General features: G+C 39.3%; 7 protein-coding genes. 2 read left to right on the top strand and 5 right to left on the bottom strand.

From position 1 onward, the window contains the following. Positions 1-96: 96 nt before the first annotated feature. Genes hemG through pepQ form a run of 4 tightly spaced genes read right to left on the bottom strand, consistent with a single transcriptional unit; the run spans position 97 to position 4,079 of the window. Positions 97-627 (bottom strand): menaquinone-dependent protoporphyrinogen IX dehydrogenase, encoded by a 531-nt coding sequence (gene hemG, locus M983_RS10445; protein WP_066750111.1) that lies wholly within the window; start codon positions 625-627, stop codon positions 97-99. Between the two features lie 20 nt (positions 628-647). Next, a complete protein-coding gene (gene trkH / locus M983_RS10440; RefSeq protein ID WP_066750109.1) occupies positions 648-2,099 on the bottom strand; it encodes a Trk system potassium transporter TrkH in 1,452 nt (483 codons plus the stop codon). A gap of 25 nt (positions 2,100-2,124) precedes the next feature. Further along, positions 2,125-2,745, bottom strand: a complete 621-nt coding sequence (locus M983_RS10435; protein WP_066750107.1) for an IMPACT family protein — start codon at positions 2,743-2,745, stop codon at positions 2,125-2,127. Next, on the bottom strand, positions 2,745-4,079 hold the full coding sequence (gene pepQ / locus M983_RS10430) for a Xaa-Pro dipeptidase (RefSeq protein ID WP_066750106.1): 1,335 nt from the start codon (positions 4,077-4,079) through the stop codon (positions 2,745-2,747). Before pepQ ends, M983_RS10435 begins: the two co-directional genes overlap by 1 nt. A gap of 266 nt (positions 4,080-4,345) precedes the next feature. Between pepQ and fadB the strand changes: the two genes are divergently transcribed. Continuing rightward, positions 4,346-6,526: a fatty acid oxidation complex subunit alpha FadB gene (gene fadB / locus M983_RS10425; RefSeq protein ID WP_066750104.1), complete on the top strand. Its 2,181-nt coding sequence runs from the start codon at positions 4,346-4,348 to the stop codon at positions 6,524-6,526. A gap of 11 nt (positions 6,527-6,537) precedes the next feature. Next, entirely contained in the window at positions 6,538-7,701 is a 1,164-nt protein-coding gene (fadA, locus tag M983_RS10420) for an acetyl-CoA C-acyltransferase FadA (protein WP_066750102.1), read from the top strand. Between the two features lie 616 nt (positions 7,702-8,317). Here fadA and M983_RS10415 read toward each other — a convergent pair. Beyond that, a complete protein-coding gene (locus M983_RS10415) occupies positions 8,318-13,627 on the bottom strand; it encodes an Ig-like domain-containing protein (protein WP_245684039.1) in 5,310 nt (1,769 codons plus the stop codon). Positions 13,628-13,923: the final 296 nt, after the last annotated feature.

The raw sequence follows: 13,923 nt of genomic DNA, 5'->3' as shown, positions 1-13,923 counted from the left end.
GGTTCTTAGATTAGCGCAAGTGTTTTTTTGAAAAAAAAGTTCGTACGATTAAAACTAAAACAATCTGTTGAAAATTAGAACTGAAGCGTTTAAAAATCACTCAATTTGCGTGAATTTATTGGCAAACTCACTGACTTTATTCCAATCGGTGTATTCAATTTCTTTTGTTGGATCAGTTTCACCATCAGTCATTTTCATTATTAGCTGAATCATGACTCTGTCTATCCATTTATAGCGAGGATATAACAATGCCCCAGCAAAGACGCTAGTTAATACAGGTTTCCATGGCGTCTTATCTAAAAACTTACGAATATAGCTATTAGTCTCTGGTGTACTTTTTTCTTCTTTTCTTGCTGTAAGATTCACACCAAAGAATGCCGTTGGCATATTATTTAGTTGAACTAAATGGCGGGTAATAAACTTATCAAGTGCTTTATTAAAATGCCCATATCGAATAGAAGCACCTATTAATACCTTCTTATATGTATCTAAGTTCAAGCTTTGTTGGACTGATGTTAAATCTCTTACATCACATTCATAACCATGTTGTCTTAATTCATTAGCAATTTGCGTTATGATTTTTTTAGTTTGCCCATCAGTACTACAATACAACAAAAGCGCGCTCATACATCACTCCTTAAACTTGATTAATCACGCCAGAATGTTGGGGTGAATAAAACCAATAATGTGAAAACCTCTAATCGACCAAATAGCATGGTCACAACCAGTATCCATTTTGCCGTTGGATTCATCGTTGTAAAATTATCTGCAACAATTCCTAATCCAGGACCCAAATTATTTAATGTAGTAGCAATAGCAGAGAATGCAGAGAATTCATCAACTCCAGTTGCAATTAATAACATTAGGCTGATGATAAATACCAATGCATAAGCAGAGAAAAATCCCCATACCGCTTCAATAATTCGTTCAGGTAATGCCCTATGTCCAAGTTTGATAGTATAAACAGCATTAGGATGGACAAGACGCTTAAGTTCTCGAGAACCTTGTAGAAATAAAAGCAAAATACGGATAACTTTTAATCCCCCTCCCGTAGAACCCGCACATCCCCCAATAAATGCAGAACATAAAAGTAAAAGAGGTAAGAATGTGGGCCACTTAGCAAAACTGTCTGTTGCAAAACCTGCGGTTGTTGCCATAGAAACGACTTGGAAAAAAGCCTGATTAAGTGTTGTCCACCCTGAATCATAAACAGAGTAAGACCATAAAATTATTCCACAAATAGCAACTAGCCCTAACTGGATTGAGATAAACATACGAAATTCAGGATCACGCCAATAGGTACTCAAGCTTCTTCCTGTTAATACTGCAAAGTGCAAACCAAAATTACACCCTGAGATTAGAAGAAATACCGCAATAATAACGTTGATTGTTGGGCTATTAAAATATCCAATACTGGCATCATGAGTAGAAAAGCCACCAATAGCGATTGTTGAAAAGCTATGAGAAATAGCATCAAACACATCCATACCAGCAATCCATAATGCTAAAGCACAGATAATTGTCAGCAATACATAAATCAACCAAAGTGCTTTTGCTGTTTCAGCTATTCGTGGCCTCATTTTATTATCTTTTAATGGACCCGGCATTTCGGCTCGATATAACTGCATACCACCAACACCTAATAGAGGAAGAATAGCCACCGCTAATACGATAATCCCCATACCACCTAGCCATTGCAGCATCTGCCGATAAAATAAAATGGCTTTTGGAAGTGAATCAAGACCGACAAGTGTTGTTGCCCCTGTCGTTGTTAATCCAGAAAAAGATTCAAAAAATGCATCAGTAACAGAAAGATGGGGTTGTTCTGAAAAGATAAAGGGAAGTGCACCAACGCTTCCTAATACAGTCCAAAATAGGACAACAATAAGGAAGCCTTCTTTAGGCTTAAGGTCACTTTTATTATTGCGATTAGGTATCCACAACATTAAACCAATAATTAAAGCAACAATAAATGTCTGGCTAAATGCACGCCCTGCGCCATCACGGTATATCAATGCAACAATACCCGGAATTATCATTGTGACAGAGAATAAAATGACAAGCAGCCCGACAATGCGTGTTATTGAACGAAAATGCATTTAGCGATTTCCTTGGTAACAAAAATTATTCATTTTTATCAATAGATTTTAATTGCACATTACCACGGCTGATATCCCGTAGCTTAATTTCAACATCGTGACAAGAAAGTGTAGGTAATGACAGCATAAAGGCAACCTTATCGGTATATTCGCTCGATAATATTTTGCCCTCATACTGTTCAACAACTTGTTCAAGTAAAGAAACTAACGAATATTCACATTCGACACGAAAAAACGATTGTGGCACCTTGGTTTTAGTTTGCAAAAGCCTTAATGCTTGTTGCACTCCACTGCCATAAGCACGCACTAATCCTCCTGTTCCTAATTTGATCCCACCAAAATAGCGAACAACGACAGCTGTCACCTCACCCATTCCGCTTCCTAAAAGTGGTGCAAGAATGGGTTTCCCTGCCGTCCCTGTTGGCTCTCCATCATCAGAAAAACCTAATTGTTGTGAATCATCAGGTCTTCCAGCAACAAATGCCCAGCAGTGATGACGAGCATCAGGAAATTGCTCTTTTATTGACTGAATATACGCTTTAGCAGCATCTATACCTTCAGTGTGAGCGATAAAAGTAATAAAGCGACTTTTTTTAATTTCTTCGCTAAATTCAACTATTTCAGCTGGGATCAAATAAGCATTCATCAGGCTAAGTGTAAATCTCTTGTCATATTTTCGATTTTGTTATCATGGATAATAATATTATCCTCAATACGAATACCACCGAAAGGTTTGAAATGTTCAATCATTTGCCAATTGAAATGTTCATTGTATTTTCCTTTTTTCCAAGGTTCTAACAATGAATCGATAAAATAGAACCCAGGCTCAATAGTTAATACCATTCTAGGCTCAACAACACGAGTACAACGCAAGAATGGATACATAGCAGGTGCTGCTAAGTGTGTTCCTTTATCATCTTGCATAAAACCACCAGCATCATGAACTTGTAGACCCAAAGCATGACCCAAACCATGAGGTAAGAATGGTGTTGTTAACCCTTCACTTACCATTTCTTCTTCGCTAATTCCTTTTATTAATTCGTATTTTTTTAGCAAGTTAGCAATACGTTGATGCATTTGCACATGATACTCACTATATCGTACACCTGCTTTCATTGTTGCAATCAATGCCTGCTGTGCTTCATTCATATCTTTTACTAAAGCAGCAAATTCATGATTTTCTTTTGCACAATAGGTACGTGTGATATCCGCAGCATAGCCATTATATTCAGCGCCTGCATCAATAAGAAAACTGCGAGTTTCTTCTGGGGATTGATGGTCTAATTTGGTGTAATGTAACACAGATGCATGTTCATTTAATGCAACGATATTATTGTAAGGCACATCCGTATCACGATGCCCGGTGGCCATTAAATAGGCCATATTAATATCAAACTCACTTAATCCTGCCTGAAATGCTTCACGTGCAGCAATATGTCCATTTACGGCCATTTTTTGAGCATCACGCATACATGCCATTTCATAATCAGATTTATAAGCACGATAATAATGATAATAGTTAATAAGTGATTGATTATTGATATTATCGATATTGATCCCAAGCGATCCTGCGCGTTCTGTATTAGGTCCAATATAGGCAGTATTTTTATTGATGTAAGGTGCTAATTCTTTTTGAATATCATCAACATTTTTAAGATGAATTAGTTCAATTTCATGAGTCCAATAACTACTTGGTAGTTCTTCAACACTGTGCCAATAATCAACGGGTGAATAGAACCAAAGTTTAGGTTTGTTTACGCCATCAACTAACAACCAGCAGTGAGGTACATCCGTTACTGGCACCCACGCTTTAAAATGTGCATTCACTTTAAAAGGATAATCACTATCATCAAGGAAAACACGAATAGGCTCTCCTGAATGTATTAAAAGGGTGTCAAGATGGTGTCTGGATAAGGCATCACGAGTACGATTTTGTAGCGTTTTAATATGTTCTTGGTACAGAGAGAGCAATTTTTCCATTACTAATCACCTTGTATTCTTTATTGTTAATGATTCAGCTTACCACGTCAGCTATTTCACTGGCTAACGCCATAACTAAAACAGATTATTGCCGTTTTATCATGTTTCTTTTTCTAATAATCATAATGCCATCAATTTCAATAATTTAAATAATTTTGCTGTGATCATCCTTGCATTTTATTAATCTACTATTTGCATTTTATTAACATTGTATTCACACTATTACAATCTGGTCATACCAGTTTACACATTTAGGGAGAATACAAATGCTCTATCAAAGCGAAAATATTCAGGTCGATTGGGTAAAACAAGGTATTGCTGAGCTCGTTTTTAATGCCAATGGTTCTATTAATAAATTAGATACCAAAACTGTGGCTATGTTAAACGAAGCTTTGACTGTATTAGAAACAGCATCTGGTTTAAAAGGTCTCATCTTACGCTCAGAAAAATCAGCATTTATTGTCGGTGCTGATATCACAGAATTCTTATCCCTCTTTGATTCACCGACTGAAGAGCTAATTAAATGGTTGCAATTCGCGAACCAAATTTTCAGCCGATTAGAAGATTTACCTGTACCTACTGTTTCAGCCATTAATGGTTATGCGCTGGGTGGTGGTTGTGAATGTGTACTGGCGACTGATTTTCGTATTGCCTCACCAGATTTACGCATTGGCTTACCTGAAACTAAACTTGGCATTATGCCTGGTTTTGGAGGTTCAGTTCGTCTTCCTCGCCTTATTGGTGTCGATAATGCACTTGAAATTATTACAGCAGGTAAAGATATTGATGCACCAGCGGCTCTAAAAAATGGCTTAATACAAGCCATTGTTCCTTTAGAACAGCTAAAAGAAAGTGCTATTTCCCTTCTTGAGCAAGCTATTGATAACAAGTTAGATTGGCAAAAAGCAAGACAACCTAAAAAAGAACCAATAAGACTTACAGAGCTTGAACATAAAATGTCATTTAATGTCGCAAAAGGTATGGTAATGAAAGTTGCAGGTCCTCATTATCCAGCCCCTATCACAGCAGTTAATACGATAGAAAAAGCCACGTTCCTCACAAGAGATGAAGCTTTATCTCTTGAAACAGAAAGTTTTGTCAAACTAACCAAAACGTCTGTTGCTAAAGCATTAGTTGGTATCTTTTTAAATGATCAATATGTCAAAAACATCACAAAGAAACGCCATGCAGAACTCCCTAAACAAGCTGCGGTGCTAGGTGCGGGCATTATGGGTGGTGGAATAGCCTATCAATCCGCATTAAAAGGCATTCCTGTTATTATGAAAGATATTAACGCTAACTCACTCGAATTAGGTATGAATGAAGCGTTAAGTCTTCTACACAAACGTCAAGAAAGAGGTAGGATGAGTGCCGTTGATATGGCAAAAACACTCGCCTCAATTCACCCTACACTGAATTATGCAAATGTTGCTGATGCTGAAGTCATAGTTGAAGCCGTTGTTGAGAACCCAAAAGTAAAAGCGAGTGTATTAGCTGAAACCGAATCTCTTGTCGCTGATAATACTGTGCTTGCTTCAAATACATCAACAATACCTATTTCATTATTAGCTCGCTCTCTAAAACGCCCTGAAAATTTCTGTGGTATGCATTTCTTCAATCCAGTTCATCGTATGCCTTTAGTTGAAATAATTAAGGGTGAAAAAACAAGTGAAGAAACAATAAATCGTATTGTTAGCTATGCCAGTAAAATGGGTAAAACACCGATTATCGTGAATGATTGTCCTGGTTTTTTTGTTAACCGTGTTCTTTTCCCTTACTTCGCTGGTTTTTCACTACTATTAAGAGATGGCGCTGACTTTATTGCTGTCGATAAAGTTATGGAAAAAATATTCGGCTGGCCTATGGGCCCTGCATATTTATTAGATGTCGTAGGTATTGATACCGCCAATCACGCGCAAGCTGTAATGGCTGAGGGTTTCCCTGACAGAATGGGTAGCATTGAAAGAGACGTTATCGCACTGTTATATCAACAACAACGATATGGTCAAAAAAATAATATTGGATTCTATAGCTATGCTCTAGATAAACGAGGTAAAAAACAAAAGTCTATTGATAATCAGATAAAAAATGAAATCCAGCAATATGTTGGTAAGACTGAAGAATTTAGCCAAGAAACCATTATCTCTCGCATGATGATCCCAATGATTAATGAGGTTGTTCGTTGTTTAGATGAAGGCATTATCGCCTCTCCTGCTGAAGCCGATATCGCGCTTGTTTATGGTTTAGGTTGCCCTCCTTTCCGTGGTGGCGTTTTCCGTTATCTCGATACCATTGGTTTAGCGCAATTTGTTAAAAATGCAGAACAATACGCCTCTTTAGGAGCTATGTATCAAGTTCCTGAAAGCTTAAAACAGAAAGCATTGCGTAACGAAACTTATTATCCAACCCCTGAAAAAGTTGATGTGAACATCAGAAAACTCGCTTAAGGAGAGATGAAATGGAAAAGGTTGTCATAATTGATGGTATTCGTACTCCTATGGGGCGCTCAAAAGGTGGAATTTTTCGTCATGTTCGTGCTGAAAATCTATCTGCACAATTGATGCAAGCGCTACTCCAACGTAACCCTAACATCAATCCTAATGATATTGGTGATGTTATTTGGGGTTGTGTACAACAAACTTTAGAGCAAGGCTTTAATATTGCACGTAATGCCGCATTATTAGCTGAACTACCACATAGAGTACCTGCCGTAACCGTAAATAGATTATGTGGTTCATCAATGCAAGCCTTGCATGATGGCGCACGTCAAATTATGGTTGGTGATAGTCAAGTTGCATTAATTGGTGGCGTTGAACATATGGGTCATATCCCAATGACATATAACGCTGATTTTAATCCATCACTTAACCTTTCTGTCGCGAAAGCCTCATTTTCTATGGGTTTAACAGCTGAAATGCTCAGTAAGAAATTTGATGTATCGCGTGAAGAACAAGATAAGTTTGCTTATCGCTCACACCATTTAGCCGCATTAGCGACACAAAAAGGTTATTTTGATAACGAAATCATAGCGATCAATGGTCATGATGCTACAGGTAACTATGTTAGCGTTAAAAATGATGAAGTTATTCGTTATAACCCAAGTCTTGAAGATCTCGCAAAACTCAAACCCGTGTTTGATCCCGTGACAGGCTCTGTAACTGCGGGGAATTCATCCGCTGTTTCTGATGGTGCATCTGCCATGTTTATTACTAGTGAGCGCTATGCTAGAGAGAATAATTTAAAACCTCGTGCAATTATTCGCTCAATGGCAGTAACAGGGTGTGATCCTGCAATTATGGGATATGGTCCAGTACCTGCGACAGAAATTGCACTGAAAAAAGCGGGATTAACCTTAAAAGATATTGATATATTTGAGCTTAATGAAGCATTTGCTGCACAATCATTAGCTTGTATGAAAAAGATGAACTTGCTTGATAGCCTTGATGATAAAATCAATTTAAATGGTGGTGCTATCGCTTTAGGTCACCCACTAGGGTGTTCAGGTTCTCGGATCACCACATCATTACTCAACATTATGGAAAGAAAAGATGCACATTTAGGCTTAGCCACTATGTGTATTGGGTTAGGTCAAGGGATCGCAACCATTATAGAACGAGTTTAGCCACTATCGTTATTTTATGCATTATACTGATCTACAAATCTAAATTTAATTTACCGTTAAATCAAATAATTAAACCAATTTTTTCCCGTATTAATGTAAAGCTCACCCCGAAAGTTGAATTTCCAACGATTAGGGGTTTTGTTCTTCAATGGACAAAAAATATCTTGCTCAATTGAAACAACGGTGTGTTTATCACAATAAGGTTTTTGGTTGTAATTTAAAAAGATAGCGTAGCAACGTAGAGTATCAACTATTGCATTGCTCAATATTGAAATAAATGAAGTGAAGTATAGATACGTTCAAAAAATAATCCTCCAGGAATATTACTTCCTAGAGGATTATACTAAGAGTAGAAAGAATCATTGATGGTAATACTATCAGATAGAAAACTCTTTGTTTAGGCCAAGACTCGCCTTAAGAAATTCTGTTCATCTATCTTTGTACAAAGATACCCAACAATGTATTCGAGAAAATTAGCCTTTAACTAAAAATATCTAGTCATAGGTTTTATCAAACCAACCAAATTAAAAATTGGTACTTGGTTGATCTGAAGCTTCCTTACATATCCCATTACCGCCATCTACCGTCGGCCTGGTTTCTCCGCTCGGATTCCCCACTAACTTCCAGTTAAAGCCGTCAATCGTTTTATAATTATATAAATGGTCACTACATAATAGTTGCTCTCTTTATCACCTAAATATAACCTAGTAGCCCAAGAAGATCCCATACTAATAGCAACAACTTTATTTTTATATTCATCGCCGGTTGGTAGATGAATTTGAATAAACCAGAGCCAATCTGAACTTTTAATAAGGATAGCCCTATTCACTTTTAGCTGCTCACCTACCTGCTGTTCCGTATAAACCGAGCTGTTAACTGGTGTAATAGTTGCCTCACCGAAGAAAGCCAGCGGTGCTGATAAACTGTCATTCTTAGTTGAAGATGTTAAGGAAACACCATCACTTTCTAAAACTAATTTATCACCTTTCATTTGTGTGACAGCCACTCCATTTTTAGTATAAGTTGGCGTATCTACAGAAATATCCATATTCTTTTTAATAGACCAATCAATTGGATATCCATCTGGTGGTAATAAATCATTTTCATGATTATCTTTAAAAGATGCGGTAACCGTTATATCAGTTTTTGTATATAGCGCCGTACTTCCTACGGCTACAAGTCCACCGTTACCACTATTCGCATCTTTATCAAAATAAACGAAATCCAATTTTTTAAAATAAAGATCAGTGATGTAATAATTTTGCGATGTTATCGACTTATCCTTGGTTAAAGATAACGTTGCATTTAAAAATCCACCTTTTGCACTTTCAGATTTAGCAGTATAAGTCCGTGTATATTCACCTTTACTATCCTTCGTATATTGCCATGCGTCTTTTCCATCAGCATTAGGTATGGCCACGGTCTTCAAATAAGCATCTGCAACCGTTTGATCATTGATCCCATTACCCATGCTATCTTGCAATGTCACCGAGACTTTAATATCACGACCAAGGATATAGACTGAATTATCAACGTTAATTTTTGATTTATCAGCTACAGCATCACCCGGTATGATTGAATATTCCTCAGAGGCAATATTCAATGAACTCAGTTCTGCTTTTAAGTGTGTACCTGATGTTATCGCTTGGTATACCCGAGTGTATTCACCTTGGCTATTCGGCGTATACGTCCAGTCTCCTTTTACATCAGCATTCGGTACCGTCACAGTATCGAGGTATGTCTGTGCTGTCGCCAAATCGTTGATCCCGTTGCTTAGACTATCTTGTAACGTTACCGTGACGTTAATATCACCGCCAGAAACATAACTTGCTTTGTCAACCTTTACGCCTGAGTGATCTGTCGTCGGTTTATCCGCGGTGATCGCGTATTGTGCTGATGCTATCTTCAGCGAACTAAGCTCTGCTTTCAGTTGTGTACCGGCTTTACCTGCAAGATATGTGCGCGTGTACTCACCTTCACTGCTTGGGGTATACGTCCATTTCCCTTGTCCATCAGTATTCGGTACTGTCACAGCATCAAGGTATGTCTGTGCTGCCTCCAGTGTGTTGATCCCATTGCTAGCACTATCTTGCAACGTCACCGTGACCTTGATATCACTGCCAGCGACATAACTTGCTTTGTCCACCTTGATTCCAGAATGGTCAGTCGTTGGTTCACCTGTAGTTATCGCATATTCTGACGACATAATTTTCAGAGCCGTCAGTTCGGCCTTCAATTGCTGACCGATTTTGCCTGCATGGTATGTCCGTGTGTATTCACCTTGGCTATTCGACGTATACGTCCATTCTCCTTGTCCATCAGCATTCGGCACCATTACTTCATTCAAGTATGTCTGTGCTGTCGCCAAATCGTTGATCCCGTTACTTGCACTGTCTTGTAACGTGACCGTGACCTGAATATCACTACCAGAAATATAACTTGCTTTGTCGACCTTAACCTCTGACTTATCGGTTACCGGTTTACCCTCGGTGATTGCATATTCCGCTGATGTAATATTAAGTAAACCTAATCCGGCTTTCAATTGTGTACCCACTTTACCAGCCTGGTATGTACGCGTGTATTCACCTTCACTGCTCGGGGTATACGTCCATTTCCCTTGTTCATCAGCATTCGGTACTGTCACAGCATCGAGGTATGTCTGTGCTGTCGTCAAATCATTGATACCGTTACCCACACTATCTTGTAACGTTACCGTGACGTTAATATCACTACCAGCGACATAACTTGCTTTGTCCACCTTAACTCCAGAATGGTCAGTCGTTGGTTCACCTGTAGTTATCGCATATTCTGACGACATAATTTTCAGAGCCGTCAGTTCAGCCTTCAATTGCTGACCGATTTTGCCTGCATGGTATGTCCGTGTATATTCACCTTGGCTATTCGACGTATACGTCCATTTCCCTTGTCCATCAGCATTCGGCACCATTACTTCATTCAAGTATGTCTGTGCTGTCGCCAAATCGTTGATCCCGTTACTTGCACTGTCTTGTAACGTGACCGTGACCTGAATATCATTACCAGAAACATAACTTGCTTTGTCAACCTTTATGCCTGAGTGATCTGTCGTCGGTTTATCCGCGGTGATCGCGTATTGTGCTGATGATATCTTCAGCGAACTAAGCTCGGCTTTCAGTTGTGTACCGGCTTTACCCGCAAGGTATGTGCGCGTATATTCACCTTCGCTATTCAGCGTATACGTCCAGTCTCCTTTTACATCAGCATTCGGTACCGTCACAGTATCGAGGTATGTCTGAGCCGTCGCCAAATCGTTGATCCCGTTACTTTCGCCATCTTGCAACGTTACCGTGACCTGAATATCACTACCCGAGACATAACTTACTTTATCAACCGTGATCCCTGATTTATCGGTTGCAGGTTCACCCGCGTTGATCGCATATTCTGCTGACATAATCTTCAGTGCACTCAGCTCCGCTTTCAAACCTATACCAGGTTTACCCGCTTTATATGTCTGACTATATTCTCCTTGACTCCCTTTAATATAATTCCAGCCAGTGCCATTTTTAACGGATGCATTCGCGACAACGATCGTATCTAGATAAGCCTTTGCGGCGACAATATTGTTAATTCCATTCCCCATATTGTCCTGAAGCGTCACTGAAACCTGAATGTCACTACCAGAGATATAGAGTGTTTTGTCAACTTCCACCCTTGATTTATCAGTTACTGCATCACCCTCGATGATTTCATATTCTTCTGACGTTACCTTCAGTGGATTTAGCTCCGCTTTCAAGTGTTTAGCGGCTTTGTCTGCGAGGAATGATCGAGTGTACTCACCTTGGCTATTCGGTGTATACGTCCAGACTCCTTTTCCATCAGCATTCGGAACTATCACAGCATCGAGGTATGTCTGTGCTGTCGTCAAATCGTTGATACCGTTACTCGCACTATCTTGTAACGTTACCGTGACGTTAATATTACTACCAGCGACATAACTTGCTTTGTCCACCTTCACGCCTGAGTGATCTGTCGTCGGTTTACCTGCGGTGATCGTATATTGCGCTGACGCAATTTTCAGTGAGCCTTGCTCTGCCTTCAATTGTGTTCCCGATTTACCCGCAAGGTATGTGCGCGTGTACTCACCTTGGCTATTCGGGGTATTCGTCCAGTTTCCTTGTCCATCAGCATTTTGCACCGTCACACCATTGAGGTATGTCTGTGCTGTCGTCAAATCGTTGATACCGTTACTTGCACTATCTTGCAACGTTACCGTGACCTGAATATCACTACCCGAGACATAACTTACTTTATCAACCTTGATACCAGAATGGTCAGTCGTTGGTTCACCTGCGGTTATTGCATATTCTGGCGACATAATTTTCAGAGCCGTCAGTTCGGCCTTCAATTGTTTACCGATTTTGCCGGCTAAGTATGTACGCGTGTATTCACCTTTACTGCTCGGCGTATACGTCCATTTCCCTTGTCCTTCAGAGTTCGGTACTGTCACAGCATTGAGGTATGTCTGTGCAGTCGCTAAATCGTTGATCCCGTTACTTTCACTATCTTGTAACGTTACCGTGACCTGAATATTATTGCCTGCGATATAACTTGCTTTATCAACCTTGATCTCTGACTTATCCGCTACCGCATCACTCGCCGTAATATCATAACGACTAGATGCTAGCGTTAATGTATTAATATTTAATGTCGATTTCAGCCCTGTCTCTGCAACAATGGCTTTATACGTTCGGGTATAGCCGCCTTGGCTATTGGCTGTATATGTCCATTGGCCTTGTTCATCTGCATTCGGCACTTTCACCGCATTCAGGTATGTCTGCGCTGTTGTAATATTGTTGATCCCATTGCCTGCATTATCTTGCAACGTTACTGAGACCTTAATATCATTTCCAGCGACATAACTGGTTTTATCAACCTCCAGCGCTGATTTATCTGCTACAGCATCACCGGCGGTAATGGCATATTCCTCTGACAAAATATTGAGTAGACCTAATCCAGCCTTCAAATGAGTACCGGTTTTATCCACCTTGTATGTGCGCGTGTATTCGCCTTGACTGTTAGCGGTGTAACTCCAGTCAGTACCATTTTTCTCTGACGCATTCGCTACAGTAACGGCATTTAAATAATTTCTAGCCGTAGCTATATCATTGATCCCATTACTCTGACTATCCTGTAACGTCACAGATACATCAATATCACTACCTGACGTATAGGTAGAATTATCAACAATAATGGTAGAGTTAGCGGCCACCGCTTTACCCGCAGTAATATCATAATTTTGGGAGCGTTTGGTCCACTCACTCCATGCCAAACTCGCATTAAGGTTAATGCCAGCAGTCTGGGCTAGATATGTTCTGGTATACTGACCGTCTGTGGTATAAACCCAGTTACTTCCCGCTTTTTCTATTGCATTTTTGACAGTTACTGCATTTGATGAACTCAGTGTTGTTTCCTGTTTATCAACATTGTTCTCATTTGCATCTTTTAATGTGACGGTTACCTTTATCTCTTCTCCTGCTTTATAACTCGTCTTGTCAATTTTAATAGAGGAGTATGCCTGCGCAGGAGTCGATGGTAATAATTTGACCACCTTCGGTGTTATTGCAAAAGGTTTATTCCCCACCGAGACTGAAATGATGGCATCGCCAGCTTTAGTTCCTGAAATTCTTCCCGTATAAACACCGTTTTCAATATTTGTTTTGGTAATATTGGTATCTACCAATGGCGAAGAAAAAATAACGTAATCAGATCCATCCTCAAGAATAGGATTTTTATTACCATCAACTAACGTTAATTTTAAGGTCGACGTCTGTACGCCATCTGCTTTAATAATTTCCGGTGAAACAACAAATTTTGAAAATTCTACGCTAGGATTATCACTGTCCGCTTTAAAACTTAATGAGGTTACACGTGAATTTCCGTTTTGCATCACGGCTTTTAGTGTTCCTTTCCCTGAGACGCCACTTTTTATTGTGATAACAGCTCGTCCATTACTGTCAGTTTTAACCGTAACAGGTTGATTTGTATCTCCATTACCACCATTCAGAGTGACTTTATTATTATCTCTCTCAGTAAAACCAGATACGATAAATGTGATATCCCTATCTGATAAGGCTTCGCCTTTTTCATTTTTGACTACAGCAACTGCTTCATAAGTGTCATTATTATTAGCCACCACTGTTGTATTGTTTTGTGATGATAATACTAATGAAGTCACCGTTTCTT

The sequence above is a fragment of the Proteus myxofaciens ATCC 19692 genome (assembly GCF_001654855.1).
Classification (GTDB): domain Bacteria; phylum Pseudomonadota; class Gammaproteobacteria; order Enterobacterales; family Enterobacteriaceae; genus Proteus; species Proteus myxofaciens.
The sequence above is the reverse complement of the archived record's forward strand: the minus strand, read 5'-3'. Positions and strand labels throughout refer to the sequence as shown.